This is a genomic window from Martelella lutilitoris (assembly GCF_016598595.1).
Lineage (GTDB): Bacteria > Pseudomonadota > Alphaproteobacteria > Rhizobiales > Rhizobiaceae > Martelella > Martelella lutilitoris_A.
Window position 1 is genome coordinate 2,506,385 of record NZ_CP066786.1, and the last position, 20,761, is coordinate 2,527,145.

Genomic DNA, 20,761 nt, shown 5'->3' on the forward strand with positions numbered 1-20,761 from the left:
CACGGTCACCATTCTTTCTGCGGCAGGTCGATCCCATGTTCGGTGAGGAACTTGCCGATATGGACGGTCTGACCCGTCTCGATGGAGCGATTGGCGGCGATGCCCGTCAGGATCGACCAGGCGCCGTCGATATGGGACGAGGAGCGGCCGTAGGGGTCGTCGCCGGCATCGGGGTCGAAAAGATAGCCGAGCATCACCGGATCGGCGCCGCCGTGATCGCCCTCGCCTTCCCAGACGTCGAGTTCCCGGGGCTGTTCGCCCGCCAGATGCAGCGTGGTCGTCATCGTTTCCGAGCCTGCCGCCTTCTCCCGCTTGCCGCCGAAAACGCCGTGAACCTCGACATGGCGGTGCGATAGCTCGCCCTTGGTGCCATAGAACTTCACTTCCAGCCCTTCCCAGGGCGAATAAGCGCAGAGCGTGTAGTTGAGGCTTGCGCCCGTGCCATAGACCGCCTGCACCTGCATCGTGTCCTCGATGGTGATATCGTCGTCGAAGACGCAGCGGTCGCGCAGATAGCCGTCCTCGTCCTCGGCATCGAGATAGAGCGCCTTCAGCGCCTGGTCGGCTTCAAGGTCCAGCCGGAAGTCGCAGCTTCCGGCGCTTGGACAGCTGTGACAGCGCGGACCGCGCGGATTGAGCCCGAGCGCTTCGGCCGTTTCCGCCCGGTAGAAGGAGCGCGTTCCATGGGCGGCGACCGAAACCGGCGAGGAGCCGAGCCACCAGTTGACGAGGTCGAAATGATGCGTCGACTTGTGCACCAGCAGGCCGCCGGACTGATCCTTGTAGCGATGCCATCGGCGGAAATAATCGGCGCCGTGGACGCGGTCGAGATACCAGCGGAAGCTGACGGCGGTGACGTCGCCGATCGCGCCGGACATCAGGATATCCTTCAACTGCGTGCGGGCCGGCGTGTAGCGGTAGTTGAAGGTGACCGTCACCTTGCGACCGGTTTCCTTCTGCGCGTCGAGGATCGCCTTCAGCTTCTCAAGGTCGATCGTCATCGGCTTTTCGGTCATGACGTCGCTGCCCGCCCGCATCGCCTCGACGACATAGTCGTGGTGCAGATAATCCGGCACGGTGACGATCACCGTATCCGGCTTCTGCTCGCTCAGCATCTGCGGAAAATCCTCCGCCCGATAAGTGGCGACGCCATTGCCTTCGGCCGGCACGGCGTTTGCCGAGAGCGCAAGCCGTTTTTCATTGATGTCGCACAGACCGACAAGCGCGTTGCGATCGGCATAGGTTTCGGCAACGGCGCCGCGAAACATCTTGTGCCGCGACCCGGTTCCGACAATGGCGTATTTCATGATCCTGCCCTTCTGTCCGGCCGGCAAGCAGCCGCCGGCCCTGGCGCATCGGCCCGAAAACCGCAGCCGATTTTCGGAAAGCGCGATGCGCAGATTCAATAGGCTGGAGCGCCCTTTGTGCGTCCGAACGGACTCACGGCGCTCCAGTGCTCCCGCCGCGGCCGCATTGCCATGCGCCGCGACCTCCCAAACGTTTTCAGCACACATGCCCCTCCCGATCGCACCGCTTACCGGCGCCGAGTTCTGTTTCTCAGCCGGGCCGGAACGCCAGCGGATCAGGGAGAATCGAGAGGCGACAATGCCGAGAATTCAACTCTGCCAGACTAGCAGATCAGAATCAATCGTGCCCGATCAGCCTTTGTCGGCGCGACGCGTTATCGGCGTCCAGACCGCCATTTCACGCAGTCCGCAATTCAGCGGAGAAAAGTATGGAACAATCGCAGCCCCGGCTGGTTGGCCCATGAGCAGCCGCTATGCCGAGCCGGGTCTCTGCCGCCGGCGAGCGATCGGGAGCGCTTCTCCGGTTCTTCGGCCCGCGGCCTGCCAGTCACGACCAATCTCGCAACTGGAGTGAAAAATCATGAAACGACTGTTCTTCGTTGTCGCACTCGGCGCATTGACCGCATGCTCGGCCACCGAGAAGGGGGCAACAGTCGGCGGACTGTCCGGCGCGGCCGTCGGCACCGCCGTATCGGGCGATGTCGGCGGCGCGGCACTTGGCGGCGCCGTGGGCGCTGCCGCCGGCGCACTGATCGGCCGCGCCAATGAACCGGGCCGCTGCTATTACCGCGACGCCAATGGCGAACGCTACGTGGCCGCCTGCCCGAAGTGACCGGAACGCAGAAAGGCCGGCTCCATTTCCGGCCTTTCCTCCTGCCGGTCGCGCCGGCGTCAAAAAAGCCGCCCCGCGGAGGCGGCTTTTCTTTTTCGAAACCGAGGAACGATGTTCGGCTATTCGTCAAAGTCCGGCGGGACATGGCTGTCGACGCCGATCAGGACGACCTCGTTCTCCACATCGCGCACGCCCTTGACCGAAAGCACCAGGGTTTCGAGCCGCAGTCGTTCGGGCTCGGTCTCCACTTCGCCGCTCACCATCGCCACCCCGTCGCGCACCGTCACGGTGACAAGATCAGCGTTGAAGCGCTCGTCTTCATCGATCAGCCGGGTGATGGCATCCGACAGGCCGTCATCGTCAACGGTCGTATCGTCCGGCTCAGGCGCCAGACGCTGGGCGGTGTGGACGGCGGTATCCTCGGAGACCTGGGCGCCCGGCGTTTCGCGCCGGTCCAGATTGGCGGGATTGGCGCCATAGGGCGCATTACGCGCGCCCGGCCTGTTTTCCTCGTCCGAATACGGCCATCCGTCATCGAGATTGCGGTCCTCATAGTCGCGATAATCCTCCTCGCGCGGCGTTTCATGCGGCTTCATCTTCGAACCAGCCATGGTGTTTCTCCTTTCAGGTGTCCGTGCAGAAGAAACGGCTGGAAGCGGCAAATGTTCTCCCCATTTGAGCGAAGTCGGACGAATGGACCTACAAGACGTCTCGGAACAAGACCGGCCCGGAGGTTTTTAGACATAAGGATGTTCATTCAAAGCGCGCGGATTTTCACCGCGCCCAATGCCAAAGGAGATGAAACATGCCCGAATGGCTTCATCTGCTCGCCATCATTTCCCTCCTCGCCGGCCTAGGATCCGCGATCATCATCGCCGTCGACGTTTTCGCAAATCCGCAGCATATGTGGATCATGAATCTGGTCTGGCCCCTTGTCGCGCTGTTCGGCTCGGTTGCGGCGCTGTGGGCCTATTTCCGCTATGGCCGGCTCGCCACCCGCGCAGCCCATCACCACGCCATGGAACACGACGAGACGCCGCCGAACATGACCGAGACGCCGTTTTCCGTCATGGTCGGCAAGGGCGCTGCCCATTGCGGCTCGGGCTGCGCGCTCGGCGACCTTGTGGCGGAATGGCTTGCCTTCCTGGTCCCGGCCATCGCCGTCTGGTTCGGCTGGCAGACGATCTTTGCCGAGAAGATGTTCGCCGTGTGGATCCTCGACTTCATCTTCGCCTTTTCCTTCGGCGTCATCTTCCAGTATTTCACCATCAAGCCGATGCGCGGCCTGACACCCGCCCAGGGCCTCGTTCAGGCGGTCAAGGCCGACTTCCTGTCGCTGACCTCCTGGCAGGTGGGCATGTATGGCTTCATGGCCTTTGCCCAGTTCTACCTGTTCCGCCATCTCCTCGGGGTCAAACTGGAAGTGCCCACGGTCGAATTCTGGTTCATGATGCAGATCGCCATGTGGGCCGGTTTCGCGACGGCCTATCCGGTCAACTGGTGGCTCGTTTCCAAGGGCATCAAGGAGAAGATGTAAGGTTCAGCAGCCGCCGATGGTCGAGCGCACGATCGTGTTGAGCGCCTGATCGGTCGCCTGATCAACGACGCCGGTCGGGGCAAAGCCGTATTGCGTCTGGAAGGCGACCACCGCTTCCCGCGTCTTTGCGTCAAAGACCGGGTCCGGATAGGCAAGGAACAGCCCCAACCGGTTGAGCGAGGCTTCCAGCGCCGTCACCCTCGGCAGCATGTCGCCGATCTCAAGCGCGGCGAAGATCGCCTCCGGCTCGGCAATGCAGGCCTCGTCGTCAACTGGCGTCAGCACGAAATTGCCGCGCAATTCGCCGCCATCGGCATCCATGACATTGGCAAGCGCGCTGTCGATCAGTTCATTGTCCTCGAGACGCAGGCGCTCGCTGTCCAGGTTGAGAACGCCGCCATCGGCGAGCGTCAGATAGGCATTGCCGCCGTCGCAATCGATGCTGCAGTGGACCCTATCGCCGCCGGAACAGCCGGCTGTGGCGCGCCGTCACCTTTGGCGCAAAAATGAAACACCTTTGACACGGAAATCTTTGCGCAAGCTAACGCTTTGGCGATTAGTGGCTACGTCTTTTTTCATTGGCCTCGGCAGAAGTTTCTCCTCCATGCACTTGGCAGTACCCACCATCAAGTTCTTTCCATCGTTTGAAGTCTCGCTGCCCTCCTCCGGCTACTGACAGAGTGCAGCGCTTACCCTTCTTGGTAAGCGCACCGCATTGAGGGGTTCCTTCCGTTTCGATCCAGCGAAGATAATCTTCCACAGAGGCACCAAAATGTTGGGCCGTAAATCCAACGGGATCAGAGACGTATTTCTCAAGATCACGCGCTTCTATCGTTATCGAACGGGAGCCACCGACCCAGCGCAAATCAACGACAAAATAGACTCCCGACTTGCTCAATAACTCAATAGTCGGCTTGTGCAGCTTTGCATCCATAAGAACGCTCCAGGTTGGTCTCGATATGCGCGATTACCTTATCAAGCCATCAGCTGATAATCACCTCCTTCACGCCCTTTCCATTCCCCTCCGAGATCGAATAGGTGCAATCGACCTCCTCGATGGCGAAGCGTGAGAAGGTCTCATAGACGCCTTGAACGGCGTTCAAGGACAAGATGAAGGTGCCTTGAAGGCCGGCTAAGGCCTCCGCCGTCGCCTCGAAATCCTCCCGGCCGAAGACGCCCGCGCCATAGTCGATCTCTTTTTGTAGTGCAGCCGCTAGACCGAAAATCAAAATGAGTGGACTGTCGTAAACAGGACCCATGGGAGGATTCGGAACATGCCGCAGCAACAAGTACTCTCTGCACAGGACCCACTATCTATTCAAATCCGAGACGAGTTTTTTCCTGGAAGCGATATCATTGAGGTACCACGCTTTGGCGATGGTCCGAGCGGACAATGCTACACCAATGCTCGAGCGCTCGCTGAGAAGTGCAATGGTAGGCCTCTGCTCGGGTGGATGTTGACGAGTTTAACCGGCCACTTTGGCGAGGCGCTTCATCACGCGGTTATCGAGCTTCCAACCGGTGAAATCCTTGACGTGACTGCTCCTGCGTTTGAGGGTGCCGACTACTCTTCAGCGGCCTTCATAGCCGACCGCCAGCAAAAACTTGGTAAAATTGACCCTTGCGTTCCCTCCAAGTTCATTCAGCTAGACAACGAGAGAGCAACAGAAGAGTATATCGCACTTACCGTTGATCGTATGCGACTGAGTGGACGAATGAACGAGATTTTCATCGAGCACTTTGAGATCAACGACAGATACCCTTTTCCTCCTAGTTTTTCTGTTGACCCGAGACATCCTGCTCTCTCTCAAATCCGTTCTCTCCAAGAACAAATCAACCGGCTGCAACATCGCCGTTCACAATATTTCAGACGGTTCATGTTGGGCAATTTTGAGCGATTGCCTTCTTGATCGTCAGATGTGTGTCAGCCGATTTCTGCTTCGAGGTGGATCGTCGAACGCCAAACTTTGACCCCGCCGCGCCAGAGCCGTGAGGCCCTGGCCACCTGCCTGCTATCTGTCAGCCCAGCCCGTAAACGGAGCTGTCGAACGCGCGCAAAGCCGCGAGATGAGCTTCGTTTGAAGCGTGGAACAGGTCGATCGTCAGCACGCGGATATCGCAGACGTAGCCTTCCCAGGAAACGCCGCCGCCTGACGCGATCCCGGAAAACACATAATCGCCTGTCGGTGCCGGAACGGTCGCGGAATTCGAAGATACGGCAGCCGAGCCATCAACCGAAAGATTGACGCGATCGGCTCCGTTGAAACTGCCGATCGAGGAATGCCACTTGGTCTCGTCTATGGATACTTCCGCATTGCCGACACCGCTGCCGCCGCAATGCATGCGAAGGACATTGGCCGCCGTTCTGCCCATGTAGAAATTGGGGCTGCCGCTGACGCCGAACAGAAACTTGTTGGTCGACTGACTGCTCGACTGCGAAAACAGGGCAACCGCCGAAACGCTGAAAGCGGCCCCGGCATTGAAGCCGCTGTTCTTGATCGTGTACTGGATGCTCTCGGCGCTGGAGGCCGGCGTGAAGTGGGCGGCATTTCCCCCCATATTCGGAGCATCTTCCACGAATAATGCGCGGCGGGCCGGATCGGCCTGTTCGAGGGTAGCGCCGCTGCCAGCGCGGTCATGCCACCTGACGATCTTCCCGTCTTCAATGTCGACGAGGGAAGGTGCCGCCTGAAACCACCTTATGGTGGGAATTGCGAGCACTCCGTCGGAGGCGCGCTCGAAGGGCATGAACGGGTCGGAGAAAACTCCGTCGAGTTGGATACCAGCCATTTTTAAACTCCTGTCGTTACGGGAACAATGTCCCTGGAGAGGTAAAATCTCTTCTCCGGAGAGACATATCTGGGAAAATGCGGATGCCAGAAAGACGGCGGTCCCGAGACATAGATGTCGGTCATGCCTCCGGGCCTATGTGGGTCAGTGGTGTTTTCGACGCCGCTGATCACAATTCTGGGGTTCGAGCCGGTCGGCTCGTTATCGAGCGTGATGATGATCTTGCGGTCTTGATAAGCACGATAGCTGTAGAGCTCGACTGCCGTGATCGACGCAGAGTTCGTATCGTCTACATATTGCAGGCCGTGGTTCTGGAGACTGAAATCCAGCCAATCCTGGTCGAATTCGAGGATGCCGTCAGGCCCTTCGATGACGATCTCAATCGTCGTTCCTGTCCTGACTGCCGGCTCCAGGTTCCCGCTGCCGTCGCGCTTCGCGTGCAGAGGTCGGAAATCACCGCCCTCGCGCACGATGTCGTGCACGTGGGCAAAGAGGTCTGCGGTCATCAGCTTGCCCATCATGTGGATGCCGTAGTCGGTGGTCCGCTCGTGGTAGACGGGGCCGATACAAACAATGTCAGGGTCCGTGAATGAACGTGAAAGCGTGTCCAGCGCGGTGCTCTTGATATTGCCGAGCGGTTCGGTGATCGCATCATTGGGCTGGTAAGCGAGCAGCTTTGGCCTCAAGCCCGCTGCAACGTTGCCCGGCAAGGCCTCGCCGACGCCGAGAACATAGTCAGCGAAAGCCGAGAGAAGATCGCCATAGCTGTCGTAACCGGTGTAGACATCCATCTCATGGCCGATCAGAAAATGGGTATGCATGATCGAAGGCCGGCCATATTGCGACTGCAGCATGGACGACGCCTCATTGATCATCCCGGCGATGTTGTCGCCTTTTGCAGTCCCCGGCATGTATTCCAGGAGAGACGTGCCGCCTTCGGCCGAGGTCAGCTGCATGTAGATGCGCTGTACCCTGGACTTGTACTGATCTTGAGCGATGACCGAAAACTGGATGGCGTCAGGCGTCCATTGATTGATACCTCCTTGCTCCGTGTCACGACCGGCAGGCGCCAATGCTGCTATGTCGCCAGCCTGCCATGGTGGAGCCGATCCGTCTCCGTCGCCGAAAGCACGATCACCTGCAGCTTCGAACGCGCGGTGTGGATCAGAAATCCCCTTCGTCACGAAGCCATAGAGATCAGGATAGCCGCCTCCCGCCATCGTATTGCTCTGACCGGAACACGAAAGCAGTTCGATGGGCTCGTTCGTTGCCGCAAACGCAATCCCTGCACCGGACTTTTTCCAGAGCACGTCGACCGGCCCGAAGAACGTCGGAACTGTAATGAGGTAATGATCGGCATCATAAGAGCGATGGTTGTAGCCAGGCACACCGGCGATCAGTTGGCCGGTTGCGATCACTTCACCCTGAATACGACTGGCCAGATCATCGACAGTCTCGCCGGCAAGCCGGTGGATGAAAATCTCCCCGGTTTTGCGGACCGACATCGCAACGCGCCCCTGCTTGTCGCGCACGATCGGCGTGCCGATGCTCCGGTCAGGCAGGACGCTGGCCTCGGATCGCAGCCGCATCAATATGTCATGGATGAACGTCTGACCGCTTTTCAGGACGCCGATTGCGACCTTGCCGGCCATATCCTTGGCAAGCGGAGTGCCCAGCGAGGAATCGGGAAGGTCGGTGTCCTCAGTCATTGAAGCGCGGAACGTCCGCGCCATGAATGTACCCGCCCAGTCCTTCCAGCCACCGATAACGCCGCCCTGGTTGAAGAACGGGAAAGCCCAGCCGCGAGCGGCATCGTTCAGAAGCAGTCGCTGGCGGAGGTCCACATTGACGCGTTCCTGAGCGCTCTGTCTGAGTTCAGTCGTCGTCACCCTGCTTTCGAACTTTGAATAGGGCGGATCGCCGATGCGCAGCCAGCGGCCCCAGCCGGCCACCGCCTTGTATTGTCCCGCGTTGTCGACGACAGGACCATCATAGCCGGTTGCCGTTGCCTGGTTATGTGTACCTTCATCCTCGACAACCACTTCTGCACCCTGACCATCCTCGGCGGCGGACCTGCCTGCCAGTTCGGACCAGCTCTCGGCAAAGATCTTGTCGTGCGTGATGGACTGCTGGACACCGCTTATCTTTTCGGCAACCGCTCCGACGCCCGCAAGCTGGTTGGCGAGTTCGCCATAGGGCTGAAGCCCGGTCCCGCTTTCGTCGTTGACAAGCACTTCCTTCGCGAGTGAGACGCGATTGCCAATATTGTCGGTTCTGACGCCGTTCTCAGCCATCTTTAAAGCCTCTTCAAACGATGGTTACGGGAAATGGCCCGCTCACCGGACCGGCCGCGCCGTCCGAGTTGAGCGGTTCGATGTAGTAGTCGTAGTCGCCCTGCGGTATCGACGCGCCGCTCTCCTCAAACAGCACGACATCGTCGATCGAGCCGTCGAAGGCGGTCGATGCGGCAAGAGCCATTGCATCGTTGCCGCTGCCGGCCTGGATGCGGTCGAGGTGATAGCCGTTGGCGGATCTCGCCGTGCCAGGCCCCGGCGTGCCGCCGGTCAGCTGCGGCGTCACCGACCCGGCCGACCGACCCGAGACGGCAAAGGCCATCCGGTAGTATTTGCCGGCTGTCAGCGTTATGGCCTGGCTGATCAGATCGGCCGTGCCTGCCGCATGCGCGGCCTTGCCGCCTGCAATCGTCCATCCGCCTTCCGGCGTCCAGGCATCGCTGCCCGCAAAGGCGCCATTGTTGACGAGGCTCACGCGTGTCGTATCGCCGTCGACCAGATTGACCGAACTGGACGGCACGACGGCAACCTGCGCGCCCGTGCGGTGGACATCGCGATCCAGCATGCCGCCTGAAGGCACGCGATAGAGCTGCAGCGCGGCCGTCGCCTCGTCGGCCGTGGTCACCAGCGAGACGCGGGCAAAACCGAGACCGCCGGCAGCCGTGATCGATGCGGCATTGAGCGCGCCAGGCAGGACCGGGTCGTCTGCGCCGATCGTGACGCTGACCGTGCCGCTGGCAGGCCCTTCCGTACCGCCGCCGCCGATCGCATAGACGCGGATGTCGACCGTCTGGCCTTTGACATAGCCGCCGATCGACGCGCCGCCATTGGCGACCGGCACGGTGAAGCTGGACCATGCGCCGCCAGAAAGGCGGTGTTCGATCCGATAGCTCGAAAGCGTCGCGGCCGAGCCGCCGCCGGGGGCGATCAGGATCGCCAGTCCGTTCTCGCTTTCTGTGCCGGAGAGACCGGAAACGACGCTGGCGATGCGGGGCGCGACAGGCGCGACCTCGTAGTTTGCGATCTCGCCGCCCACTCTGCCGTCCCAGGCGGGCGGCACCTCGGCGTCCGTCAGATCGTCAATGACCGGCGCGGCCTCGATCATGTGGATCGTGGCGGCAAAGTCCTGCCCCGGTTCGATGCCCTTCACCTTTACGAGATGCGAGACCGTTTCCAGCTCGCCGAAATGGATGAGATCGCCGACCAAGGGCATGGTCGAGGCATCCTCAAGAATCAGCGTCTGCCACCGGCCTTCCTGCGTCGTTACCTTCCGCACGAGCGAAACGCCGACTTTGTCGTTCGCGTCGGCAAAGTGACGGAAGCGGATTCCGTACGCCTTACCGGCCTCCATGGTGACGATCTCGTCGAGCGCAACAAGCGCGCCCTGGACGGCGCGGACGCGGGCCGAAACCTGCGTGCGCGTCAGAACGTCGGAGGACAGCGCCACGAGGTCGCCGCGCGTCGCCACGCGGGCAGCGCCCGATTGCATGGCGCGGTAGCTGTCCGGCCGGTAGATCAGCTCGTATTGCCGCCGGCGCGCCTCGCGCCAGATCTCGGCCGGATCGGTCTTGCCCGGCATTTCAATCTGCTCGGTCAGATCGATCGGCCCGGCATGGCCCGGCCAGGGCACGATCCGCTCGGCCGGTTTGTAGTCATTGGTGGCGTCGAAGAACTTGACGCGGAAGGCATGCGGCGGCCCGAAATAGGTCCGCGACCACTGGAAATCCGAGGCATTGCGCGGGCTGATATGGTCGATCACCAGATCGTCCGGACGATCGATGACGACGGTCCAGCGCACGCCGTCATGGCGCGGCGTCGCCCGGCCGGCAGCGCAGATCGCGAGCAGCATCTCGCCGAGGTTTTCGGCGGCATCGTGCAGGCGGTCATATTTGAGGCCCTTGGACTGGCACCAGTCGTACCAGTCGGTAACAGCGGCCATGTCGATCGACGCGGCCGGTACCGGATAGGGATTGCACGGTCCGGTCAGCGCCTTCACAAAGGCTGCGGCCGGGTTGCTGACGTTCGCCAGTTCCCCGACCTCGGCAATCCGCGCGGCAAGCGCATTGACGCTGTCGAGCGCGCCGTTCAGCTGATAGGTCGCCTTGATCCTCATGGCGAGCAGGCAAAGCGGCTTGCCGAAATTGATCGGATATTCCGGCCGGATCGACTGAATGGCGGCAAGCGTGACCCGGTCGGAAACGCGCGTGGACGTCTGCTCGTCGGTCATCCGGGTGACTTCGATCTCGTATTTGCCCCGGTTGGGGAAATCCCAGCTGTGCTGGCGAAAGAAGGTCTCGCGCTTGGCGGCGGTGATATCGAGGGTCGCGACATCCTGCCAGTCCGGGCTTCCGACAGGGCGCTGGCGGATGCGCACGGAAACCGTCCGCTGGCGCACATTGCCGCCGTCATCGACATCGAAGAGGCCCGACGGCATGGCTATGATCACCGAGCAACTGGCGCTGTCGAGCGCGGTCGCGCGCGTCACCGGCTTTTCCTCGGCCGGCTCGCCGTCGATCACCTCGCCGGCATCGTCGCGCGGCAGCGGCCGGACAAGCTCGATGCCGGTCGCCTCCTCGATGACCTGGCGCGGATAGAGCGTGACCGGTTCATCGCCGGCAGAGCCAGCGCGGGTCTCGATCTCGACCTCGTCATATTCGTCGATCGACGTTTCGCCGATGCGGATGTCCGAGAGCGAAAGCGGGCCATAGCCGAAGGTAAAGAGCCCACGGACGAACTGCTCGTCACCGACGATCTCGGTATAGGTGGTCGCGGCAAAGACGGGCGCAACGCGATGCGTGCCGAACAGCATGGGCACGGGATCGCTGTCCGTCGGCACGCGATTGCGCCAGCCCGATACCTGAAACGTGTCGCGCTTCTCGCCGTCATTGGTCTTGGGCGGCGGGATCAGCGCGTTGATGGCGAGCGACGCGATCGCCGTCAGACCGGCCGTGATCAGACCCTTGACCAGGCCGAAGCCGGCCGTCCCCGCCGTAAAGCCGAAAGCGCCGGCGATGGCCGGAGCGAGCGCGAAAGCGGCAATCGAAACGACGACCATCAGAATGGAGCGGACGGCGTTCTTGCCCGGCACTACGCGGATGACGACGCGCACGCCGGGCTTCGGCCGCACATGCCGCCAGTATTCCCGCGCTACCGGCATCATGCTTTCGGCCGAGACGAGCGTGATGCGCAAATGTCTGCGGTCGACGGCGGCAAGCGCCGGCAGGCCGAGCGTGATCATCTCGTCGATCGTCGCGCCGGCCGGCACGGTCATGTCCAGGCGCGCGGAGCCTGGATCGATGACGGGCGCTGTCGTGAGCTGAACGAGACCGGTCATGCCATCAGCCTCTCATGGCGATAGATGCCGCGCAGTCTTTGTTGCCAGGAGGGCATGCCGTAGCATTCGACGCGCGCGCCGGTCTCGGCCATATGCAGCATCCAGTGCGGCCGAACCACAATGCCGATGTGAGACGTCACCTGACCGCGCCGAAACAGCACCACGTCCATGGCCTGTGGATCGTTCTGGCGGTGCCAGGTGCTCGATGCCGCCGCCGTGCCGATCAGGCCCTCGATCTCGGCGCGCTCGTCCGTGGAGGCATAGGCGTGGCGATAGCTCGGCAGATCGATCCGCAACTCGCGGGCATAGACCAGGTGGACCAGGCCCCAGCAGTCGCAGCCGGAAATATCCCTTCCCAGATCGCAGAACGGAATGCCAAGATATCTGTCGGACCAGCTCATCGATAAATCCCCGGAAAACGATCTTTGGTGAAACGGTCCATCGGTACGCGTTCGTCCTCGATCGGACGGCGTCCGATCGCGATCCGCACCTCGCCGGCATCGCCGTCGGCCGACACAAGCTTGAGGTCGCGATATTCGACCTCTATCAGGTCCGGAGACCCGGCCAGCACCACGGCCATATGCACGGTCGCGTAATCGACGATGGAGCGCAGGACGGCGGCGATCTCGTTGTCGACGTTTTCCAGCACCAGCGTTGCCGAGGCCGGCGCGTCCTCCATGTCGCCCGGAACTTCGGCGCTCGCGAGCACGAACAGATAAGGGTCGGTCACCGGGTTCGCGCCCATCCAGCTTGAGCGCGTGCCGTACATTATCGGATCGGCCGAAAGCCGTTCGGTCGGGTCGGTTGAAAGCCGGATCGGCTCCGACAAAAAGGAGTGCTCAAAGACGAACAGCGCGACCTCGACGTCGCCGCCGGTCTCGGCGTCGAAGGCGGTTCTGGCATTCACACTGACACGGCGGCTCATGGCATCACCGTCACGCTGAAAGAAATGCGGAAGCGGATGCCCCGGACGGTCTCGCGCGGCGGCTCCTTGCCGAACAGGCAGAGCCAACGCGCCGCCATCAGGATCGGCGTGCCGTCGGGCAAGAGCAGCGGCCTGCCGTCGCTCGCAAGCAGCGGCCAGCCGTCCGTGGTCGGATCGGGCATCCAGATGAGGTTCGACCCGAAATCCGCATCCTCCTCGTAGAACCGGTCAAAGACGGCCTTGCGGCTGCGGTCGACGTCGATCGTCAGCGACACGCTTTTGGTGACCGAGGACCAGCGCCGCCGCCATCCGGCAGGGCCGGCGTCGCGGCTGCGGCCGAGACGCGGATCGTCGATCTGGCGCTGATAGCCGTCGCGGTCTGGCTTGGGGAGTTCGGAAGGCCAGGTGAGAACAGTCATCGCGCCACCCCGAGTGGTCTGACGCCGTACTGGTCGCGCATGACCTTCCGGGCTTCGCCGTCACGGGCGCGCAGGCCATCGGCGACACCACCAGAGAGCACGAGCCGCGCTGACGGGCGACCCTGCGCATCGGTCTCTTCGCGCACTTCGGCCTCGGCCGGGACGCCAAGGTGGTTCTCGACGGTGATCTGGAAAGGTCGATTGTCATTCTGGCTCGCCGCGTTGCGGTTCGCCGCCTGCGGCCAGTAGGCCGGGCCGGTTTCGACGATGCCGCCAGAGGCAAAGCGACCGAACGGACGCCCGCTGTTGATCGCTTCGAGGATCGGGCGATGCTTCGCCGTAGCCTCTGCATTGACCATGAATTCGCCATCGGACGCCCAGATCGGCACCATGTCATCGCGCGGTCCGCCAGGGCCGACGATCGGTCCACCATCTTTGTAAAGACCGGCCGTTCCCGCCACGACATTGGCTTGCGCGATCTGCATCTGCGAACCGCCGCCGAAGATCCCGCCGAACAGGTTGCCGAGCCAGCCGAACAGACCGCCGCCGCCGCCGCCGGACGCGCCGCCGCCGATCTGGACGTTTCCTAACGCCTGTCCGAACTGATTGAGCCCGTTGCCGAAGAGGCCGAGACCCTGATTGGCGATGCCGGTGTTCTGCGCAAGCGCCTCGAGCGCGCGGCTCGCCTGCATACCGTTTGACTGGATACCGGGCCAGAACGCCATTTGTCGGGACGTCAGGCCGCCGGCCCATGAGCCGCCGCCCATGCCGACCCGGTCACCGCCAAGATCGAAATGCATGAGGTCGAGCGCGCCATATTTGCCTTTCGGGCCGGAGAAATAGCCGCCCCAGCGAAACTGGTCGGCAAGTTCCGGATAATCGCGCATCTGGATCATGCGGGCGAGTTGGGCAAAGCTCTCATACTCGCCGAAAGCCGAGGCATCCTGATAGTTCGGCAGGATCTTGCCGGTCAGCATGTCGGTGAGCTGGATATCGAGCGCTTTTCCGAGACTGTGAAAGCTGTCCGTATCGCCGGAGCGAAGCCCGGAAATCGCGTCGACCCGGAAACCGCTGGCCATTGCGGTTTTCTCAAGGATGTCCTTCAGCCGGGCATCGACGCCGTCATAGATGCCGCGAACGTAATTGAGCGGTTGTCCGCTGCCCGCCGTCAGGCCGGCAAGGCCCGGATTGTCATTGGCAGCGCTGGGCATAATTCCGCCCGGTCCGGCCGCAACGCCGCCATTGACGATCACGGTCGCCGCCTGGACGTTCATCGCGGCAACCGACTGACCGACGCCAAGGATGGTGGACAGGATGTTTTGACCGGGCTTCCGGAGATCGTCGAACGTGCCGTAATTGGTGCCGATCGTGCCATTGAGGGTCGGATTGATCGCGCCGAGGTCGAGGATCGTCTGTCCGATCCGGTTGGCCATGTCTTCAAGCACACCGGAGAAATCACCGGAAGCGAGCTTTTTGAAGTCCAGAGCCGACCGAACGACGTCTTCCTGTGCCGAGCGGACCTCGCCCCAGGCATCGCGCTGGCGTTCCAGCACGGTTTCCATGTCTGCAAGGTTGCGAACATTCTGAAGGCGCTGCTGGGCCTCCCGGTCGCCGATCGACAGGCCCTCGCGGCGCAGCGCCTGCATTTCCTCGAGCACGGCAAGCTCACGGCGGCGCACAGCCTCGCTCGCGCCGACAAGATTGATCTCGGCTCTGAGCCGTTCGGCATCCTCGCCCTGGCTACGCAACGCCTCATATTGCGCCTGCCGGCGTTCCACGGCGCTTGTCAGCTCCGCCTCTGCAGCGGCCAGCGCCAGCCGCGTGCGACCGGCCTCGCTGTCGAGCGCGATGCCTTCGCGCGTCAACCGGTTTTTCTCTTCCAGAACAGCAAGCGCCCGGCGCTGTTCCGCCGACGTCGCGCCGATCAGCGCCATCTGGGTTTTCAGGGTTTCGATGTTTTCCTGGCGCGTCCGGATGGCATCGCGATTGCTCTCTGCCCGGTCGAGCTCGCTTTCGGCATCGGCGATCTTCTTCGCCTGCTCGATCCGCTCGGCGTACTGGGGATCGTTTTCATCAACCCGGAGTTCTTTCAGCTTCTTCTCTTCTTCCAGGACGGCCAGGGCGCGACGGCGTTCGGCCGTTTCCGCGCCGACAAGGCCAAGCCGGGCCTGCAGTAAGGCCAGTTCCTGCTGGCCCGCGCGCAGTGCCTGCTCATTGGCGGAGCGGCGCTGCTCTTCGGCTGCATCCTCATAGGCTTTCCGCAAGCCCTCGAGCGCTTCCGTCAGCTCCTTCTTGTTCTCGATGCCGGCGACATCGGCAGCCGCAATCAGCGGCCGCAGCTGCAGCTCTTCCTGGAGCAGGCGATTGACGTCTGCGGCCGGGATGATGCCGGCGGCGACCTGGGCGTTGAGCCGTACCCGGATCTCGGTTTCGGCATTGATCTGGTCGATCTGCGCCTTGGTACCCGCGATCGTCGCCTCGATAACGTTGTTGTAGGCGCGCTTCGTCTCGAAATCGACCTTCGACTGCGTCGCCTCCTGGCTCGCGAATTCAAGTTGCTTGCGGCGGGCTTCCAGTTCGGCCCGCAGCACCGCGTTCTTCTCATTGGCGATGCGGATATCGAGCCGGTCAAGTTCGAGGAGGTTTTCCTGCTGGTTGCCGAGACCGGCAAGCGCGCGCTGCTTGGCATTGAGCGCCATGGTCTGACGCCTGATCTCTTCGTCGGGCGTTTCGCCGTCCGTTCTCGCGGTTTCAATGCCGGTCGTCAGCGCCGCGATCTGGTTGCGCAGCGCCGTCTCGCGATTGGTGCCGGAAAGCGCGGGAGAGGCATCGGCAATCGTCGATGCGGCGGTGACGCGCTGGCGGGCAGCTGCCGCCTCGCTGTCATCGGCACGGTTCTGACGCCGGGCAAGCTCCAGCTCGGCTTCCTGCTTTTGCGCCCAGCTGCTGCCGGACCTGCCGCGACCGGCAAAAGGCGCGTCAAGGATGGCTTGCAGCTCTTCATCCGTCTTGCCGCTCAGGTCACCGAAGAAAGCGCCGATCCCTTCGCCGGTCGCATTCCAAGTATTGCCGGCCACTGTTGCGATAGCCCGCCAGGCCCGGCCGAGCGCCGTGGTCGACTGCTCGGCATCGGCCAGCTTTCCGGGCAGGCTGTCGAGCAACAGCGCCTGGGCTTCGACAAGGCGGTTCTGCTCGGCAAGGTTCCTCACCTGCCGGGCAGTTGCGGCACCGATCAGATTATACTGCTGGGAAAGGGTGTCGGCGGCCTTTGCCGGATCCGCAAACATCTTGGCAAGCGCATCGCCCGAATCCGATGCGGCAATGCCGATCGTCGCCGCGAAATCACGGCTGATACCGATCAGGTCCTCGAAATTCTCCGATCCGATCTTGCCGGTCCGAAGGAATGCCGTCTGCATCGAGCGGGCCGCGCCGATCGAGATCCCGGCCGCGGCGGCTCCCGCCTCGGCCGAGGCCTCCATCTCGGCCGTTGTCCCGGCCATGGCCCGGCCGAGACCGGTGGCGGCGGTCTCGACCGACTTCATTGAGGTCAGATAGCTGTTATAAGCTCCGGCACCAACGCCGACGGCGGCCGTCAGAGCGCCGATGCCGAGCGTCAGGGGATTGAGGACGCCAAGCGCGCCGCGTCCGATCGCCGAGAAATCCGAGAGGAAGGACTTCAGACCGCCCTGACCCGCATAGAGCTGAATGATCTGCGGCAGCTGCTGAACGCCGACCATGCCGAGCGGCATGCCCGAGGCCAGCCCCTGACCGATGTCGAAGGCCTGATAGCCGAGGTTCTGACGGCGAAACCTCGGATCGATGCCGAAACCGCCGCCGCGCATCATCGCGGCATTCCGGCCCTTGATAGCGTCGATGGAGGCAAGCGTCGCCTGCCGCTGACGGCTGATCGCCGCCGTCATCTCGTCGGCCGATATCGCTCCGGCCCGATGCACCTGACGGATCTCCGCGACCTCCTGTTTGTATCGCTGCGTGACGGCGAACAGAGGATTGTATTTCGCGCGCAGACTGTCGAGCTGAGCGCCATAGGCGGCAATATCAGCGCGGCGATCGGGCGTGATCGTGGCACGGCCGACAATATCCTCGGCCGCTTTTTTCTTTGCCAGGGCCGTCCGCTCCGCTGCCGCTGTCACGGCGTCGAACGCGTTGCGTTCCCGCAATCTGAGGTCAATGGCCTGGCTGGCGGTTACGACGCCGGCCCCTTGCGCCCGGTCGATATCCTCGACAGCCTGCCGGTAGCGCTGCTGTGCGGCAAAGAGTGGATCGAACTTTGCCTGCAATGCGTCGAGCTGGGCACCATAGGCGGCAAGCGCGGTATTGGCTGCCGAAACGCCGGATCCGGTGCGGTCAAGGCCGGTCGTTGCTGCAACAAGCTCCTGCATCGCGGTTCGGGCCGAGCCGGCAGATCCGGCAAAGGCGGAAAAACCTTGCGCAGCCTTACCGCCGAACGCCTCGGCCGCGCGGCCGGATTGCTGCAGGGCCTTGTCGACTTCCTGCGTGGCCGACTTCGCCTGGGAATTATCGGCCGTAAACACCATGGAGAACTTGAACGGCTGGGCCATCAGTTCCCCCCGTTCAGAACGGCAAGCGCCTCGGCTTCCATGACCTGCAGATCGCCGAACACGCTGCCGGGCAGCGGAAGCCGGTCCATCACGACGTCAACGGCGTTGTAATCGAGGCCGATCCAGATCATGCCAGCCATGGAGGAGATGACGCGCCATTGCGTGCCGACCGACAAAAAGGCCCTGAGACTGTCACGGTTGCTCGCCATGATTTCCATCGTTTCGGTTTCAGCGGTTTCGGGCATGGCCTCGGTAGCCATTCCCATTTCGGCAAATTCGTCCGCAGTCTGCCGGTCCATGGAGACCGGTTGCTGCGGATCGGCGCGGCCGGTTTGGGCCAGCGCCCAGGCACGGGCCGCGCGCTTCAGTTTCCCAGGCGCGCTTCCTCGCCAGACATCGATTCCCGATAGGCGCGATAAAGAGCCTGACGGAACCAGGCCTTGTTGAGCGCGCGGCGGAAGTTGTCCGGGGTAAAGGTATAGGCGTTGCCGTCATCATCCTCGACGCCGCGCCAGCCCTTGACGACATCGGTGAGATGCTTTCGCTCATGCTCGATCTGCTCGCGCGCCGTCGTCAGGCTTTCGGCCGCTTCGAGACGGTCGATCGCCTCTTCCTGCGTTTCAGCCTCGAACAGGACTTCGAGTTCCTGCTTCATGTAGCGGCCGGGATGCTCGGGATCGGGAACGCTGACGATCACCGGCCACCAGTAGCTGTCGGTTCTCGTGAGGATGAACTGCATTGTGCTTTTCCTTTTGGTTCGGGTTTTGCCGGAGGCCGGGATCAGCGGACCGTGATCTTGAAGTCGTCGAGGCCGGCGTCCGGCGTGAAGGCGAGCGGCAGTGAATAGGTCGTGACATTGCTTGTCTGACCATAGGTCGGGCGGCCGATCTCGACGGCGGGAGCCGTGATCTCGACAATGTTGCCTTCCGTGGTGCCATGGACGAAGGAGAGCGCGCCGAGCGTTCCGGCCTTCGCGATTTCGAACCAGTTGATCGTGGCAAGCGAGCGCGCCTCGACGACGGCCGTGCCGCTCGCCGACCGGTCGGAAATGAGAATGTACTCATCGCCAAAGGGAAAGCGCGGCGTCAGCTGGTTGCCGAGATCCAGCGAAAGACTGTCGCCCGTCGCCGTCCAGCCGTGCAGGGTCATGACCGAATTGGCCTTGGTGACCGGGACCGGCTTTAGCCAACCGGCCTTCGTAACGGCCGGCATGTTCGCCAGATCGCTGATCGTGCCCAGCAGACCGACGCAGGTGAAGCGGAAACGAGGTACTGCGGTGATATCGAATGTCGGTGCGACATTGGCCTGGACGCCGAGCATCGCATGCTGGACGCCGTCGAGCATGAAATAGATCGACGCCGATTCAACGGCATCCTCGACGATCTCGTACTCGACACTGGTGTCGGCCGTGATCGTCTGGGCAAAGCCGCAGGCCCTGAGCAGCGCATCATATTTCGGGGCGGTGCCCGCATCGCCGGATCCGGCGATCTCGACGTCAAACACAAGGCGGGCATAAAGGCCCGTCAGAATAACGCCCTGGTTGCCAAGATAGGGCATGATCAGGTCACGCTGCAGTTCCTGGCCTTCCATCGGCGTGAACTCGACATTGGCAGCGACAATGCCGTCGGCAACGGCCGGAGCGGCGTCAGTCCCATAGGTGTCCTCGATCTTGACGAGGATCGCTTTCTTCGGCCAGCGGCGTACATCGGAAGCGGGCATGGTTACTTTCCTTTCCCGGTGGCGTTCTTGGACGCCGCGTTGTTGGTTTCAGGGGTACTGGAGCTGCTCTCGGCGCTCGCATCTGCCTTCGGCATCTCCTTCGAGACAGGTTTCAGCGCCTTGGTCTTGGGATCGCGGATGTAGCATCCGCCCTTGTTTGGCCGTTTCATGCGTCTGCTCCTTCGAGATAACGGGATGTTTGCCAGGTCTGGACATAGACGGTGACGTTATTGCCCAAAGGCGAGCTTTCGCCGCCAACAAGCGCCATCGGCTCGGCATGTTCGTCATACTGCCAGCCCGCCAGAACGCCCTCGATGGAGGCCTTCATGCTTTCGAACAGGGCGACCCGGTCGGCCCCCTTGGCATCGGCGTGGTAGCGAATGACGACGGCGACAAGAAACTGCGCGTCGACCAGCTGACGAAAGCCACCGGTGGCGATCATGTTGTCGCCGCCGCGTTCGCTCCAGGGAACGAGGAAGGCAGTCCCGCTTTTGGCGGCCGTCCCCCTCGCAAGGGCGTCAAGATTTTCGGCAAGCTCGACCGCGACGATCGGTGCGCCTGCTGTCAGAAGTCGTGCCTCGATCAGGTCAAGCATGGTTCCAGCCTTTCAGGATCGTGCTCGCATGCGACGTTGGCGCATCGGCGCTCAGATAGTCGCCGGAATTGGAGGAGGCATCCGGCGTGGAACCATCGGCGATCGTCAGCGTGATCGCGCCGCGCGCGACATCCTTCAGCGCCGCGATCGCATCCTTGTAGTCGGCAACGACATAGTCGGGCGGACCTTCGTGATGGAGGCGGTAGCGCGCGATCGAGACCGCCCAGGTCCTGACGAGGTCCGGAACGCTTGCGAGCGGCAGGCTGTATTTTCCGGCAAGATAGCCGTCGATGATGTTGCCGGCATGGGCAAAGGCGGCGTCGATGACGTCCGGATCCGCCGCGCCGTTTCCGTCGCGGTCGGCCACCTGGAGGATTTCGACCTCGCCGGCCCGTTCGATCAGATCGTCAAGAGCGCCGTACATGATGG

At 62.4% G+C, this 20,761-nt stretch carries 21 protein-coding genes; 3 read left to right on the plus strand and 18 right to left on the minus strand.

Annotation, left to right across the window (positions count from 1 at the left end; all coding sequences use genetic code 11):
- Positions 1 to 5 precede the first annotated feature (5 nt).
- Positions 6 to 1,307, minus strand: a complete 1,302-nt coding sequence (locus JET14_RS11845) for a Gfo/Idh/MocA family protein (RefSeq protein WP_200333742.1) — start codon at positions 1,305 to 1,307, stop codon at positions 6 to 8.
- Between the two features lie 580 nt (positions 1,308 to 1,887).
- On the opposite strand from JET14_RS11845, the gene JET14_RS11850 reads away from it, so the two are divergent.
- Positions 1,888 to 2,139: a glycine zipper domain-containing protein gene (locus tag JET14_RS11850; RefSeq protein WP_024707644.1), complete on the plus strand. Its 252-nt coding sequence runs from the start codon at positions 1,888 to 1,890 to the stop codon at positions 2,137 to 2,139.
- Positions 2,140 to 2,258: 119 nt separating this feature from the next.
- Here JET14_RS11850 and JET14_RS11855 read toward each other — a convergent pair whose 3' ends face one another.
- The gene (locus JET14_RS11855; protein ID WP_200333743.1) at positions 2,259 to 2,750 is read right to left on the minus strand and encodes a BON domain-containing protein; all 492 of its coding nucleotides are present in this window, start codon (positions 2,748 to 2,750) and stop codon (positions 2,259 to 2,261) included.
- 194 nt (positions 2,751 to 2,944) lie between these two features.
- On the opposite strand from JET14_RS11855, the gene JET14_RS11860 reads away from it, so the two are divergent.
- Complete coding sequence (locus tag JET14_RS11860) at positions 2,945 to 3,676, plus strand: DUF4396 domain-containing protein (protein WP_200333744.1); 732 nt, start codon at positions 2,945 to 2,947, stop codon at positions 3,674 to 3,676.
- Between the two features lie 3 nt (positions 3,677 to 3,679).
- On the opposite strand, the gene JET14_RS11865 is transcribed toward JET14_RS11860, so the two are convergent.
- The 3 genes from JET14_RS11865 to JET14_RS11875 all read right to left on the minus strand — a co-directional run bounded on the left by JET14_RS11865 (position 3,680) and on the right by JET14_RS11875 (position 4,935).
- On the minus strand, positions 3,680 to 3,997 hold the full coding sequence (locus JET14_RS11865) for a peptidoglycan-binding domain-containing protein (RefSeq protein ID WP_200333746.1): 318 nt from the start codon (positions 3,995 to 3,997) through the stop codon (positions 3,680 to 3,682).
- Positions 3,998 to 4,232: 235 nt separating this feature from the next.
- A complete protein-coding gene (locus JET14_RS11870; protein ID WP_200333747.1) occupies positions 4,233 to 4,610 on the minus strand; it encodes a hypothetical protein in 378 nt (125 codons plus the stop codon).
- Between the two features lie 49 nt (positions 4,611 to 4,659).
- Entirely contained in the window at positions 4,660 to 4,935 is a 276-nt protein-coding gene (locus tag JET14_RS11875; protein ID WP_246750299.1) for a hypothetical protein, read from the minus strand.
- Between the two features lie 15 nt (positions 4,936 to 4,950).
- Between JET14_RS11875 and JET14_RS11880 the strand changes: the two genes are divergently transcribed.
- Positions 4,951 to 5,586: a hypothetical protein gene (locus JET14_RS11880; protein ID WP_200333748.1), complete on the plus strand. Its 636-nt coding sequence runs from the start codon at positions 4,951 to 4,953 to the stop codon at positions 5,584 to 5,586.
- A 109-nt stretch (positions 5,587 to 5,695) separates the two neighbouring features.
- Here the strand turns inward: JET14_RS11880 and JET14_RS11885 are convergent, their stop codons facing one another.
- From JET14_RS11885 to JET14_RS11945, 13 genes are all read right to left on the minus strand, one after another.
- Positions 5,696 to 6,466: a LamG-like jellyroll fold domain-containing protein gene (locus JET14_RS11885; protein WP_200333749.1), complete on the minus strand. Its 771-nt coding sequence runs from the start codon at positions 6,464 to 6,466 to the stop codon at positions 5,696 to 5,698.
- Positions 6,467 to 6,468: 2 nt separating this feature from the next.
- Positions 6,469 to 8,760, minus strand: a complete 2,292-nt coding sequence (locus tag JET14_RS11890) for a hypothetical protein (RefSeq protein WP_200333750.1) — start codon at positions 8,758 to 8,760, stop codon at positions 6,469 to 6,471.
- A 13-nt stretch (positions 8,761 to 8,773) separates the two neighbouring features.
- Positions 8,774 to 12,094 (minus strand): TipJ family phage tail tip protein, encoded by a 3,321-nt coding sequence (gene gpJ, locus JET14_RS11895; protein WP_200333751.1) that lies wholly within the window; start codon positions 12,092 to 12,094, stop codon positions 8,774 to 8,776.
- The gene (locus JET14_RS11900) at positions 12,091 to 12,495 is read right to left on the minus strand and encodes a C40 family peptidase (protein WP_200333752.1); all 405 of its coding nucleotides are present in this window, start codon (positions 12,493 to 12,495) and stop codon (positions 12,091 to 12,093) included. The genes gpJ and JET14_RS11900 overlap by 4 nt, the downstream gene beginning before the upstream one ends.
- Positions 12,492 to 13,019 carry a hypothetical protein gene (locus tag JET14_RS11905; protein ID WP_200333754.1) on the minus strand — a complete coding sequence of 176 codons (528 nt, stop codon included), beginning with the start codon at positions 13,017 to 13,019 and terminating at the stop codon, positions 12,492 to 12,494. Before JET14_RS11905 ends, JET14_RS11900 begins: the two co-directional genes overlap by 4 nt.
- Positions 13,016 to 13,438, minus strand: coding sequence for a hypothetical protein (locus JET14_RS11910; protein ID WP_200333756.1), 423 nt, complete (start codon positions 13,436 to 13,438; stop codon positions 13,016 to 13,018). Before JET14_RS11910 ends, JET14_RS11905 begins: the two co-directional genes overlap by 4 nt.
- Entirely contained in the window at positions 13,435 to 18,018 is a 4,584-nt protein-coding gene (locus JET14_RS11915) for a phage tail length tape measure family protein (RefSeq protein ID WP_200333758.1), read from the minus strand. The genes JET14_RS11910 and JET14_RS11915 overlap by 4 nt, the downstream gene beginning before the upstream one ends.
- Entirely contained in the window at positions 18,018 to 18,278 is a 261-nt protein-coding gene (locus tag JET14_RS11920; protein WP_200333760.1) for a DUF1799 domain-containing protein, read from the minus strand. Before JET14_RS11920 ends, JET14_RS11915 begins: the two co-directional genes overlap by 1 nt.
- Before the next feature lie 104 nt (positions 18,279 to 18,382).
- Entirely contained in the window at positions 18,383 to 18,757 is a 375-nt protein-coding gene (locus tag JET14_RS11925) for a hypothetical protein (RefSeq protein ID WP_200333762.1), read from the minus strand.
- 41 nt (positions 18,758 to 18,798) lie between these two features.
- Positions 18,799 to 19,737 (minus strand): phage tail tube protein, encoded by a 939-nt coding sequence (locus JET14_RS11930; RefSeq protein WP_200333763.1) that lies wholly within the window; start codon positions 19,735 to 19,737, stop codon positions 18,799 to 18,801.
- Between the two features lie 2 nt (positions 19,738 to 19,739).
- Entirely contained in the window at positions 19,740 to 19,907 is a 168-nt protein-coding gene (locus tag JET14_RS11935) for a hypothetical protein (RefSeq protein WP_200333765.1), read from the minus strand.
- On the minus strand, positions 19,904 to 20,332 hold the full coding sequence (locus JET14_RS11940) for a phage tail terminator protein (protein WP_200333766.1): 429 nt from the start codon (positions 20,330 to 20,332) through the stop codon (positions 19,904 to 19,906). Before JET14_RS11940 ends, JET14_RS11935 begins: the two co-directional genes overlap by 4 nt.
- Complete coding sequence (locus JET14_RS11945; protein WP_246750300.1) at positions 20,325 to 20,756, minus strand: gp436 family protein; 432 nt, start codon at positions 20,754 to 20,756, stop codon at positions 20,325 to 20,327. Before JET14_RS11945 ends, JET14_RS11940 begins: the two co-directional genes overlap by 8 nt.
- Between the last annotated feature and the right edge of the window lie 5 nt (positions 20,757 to 20,761).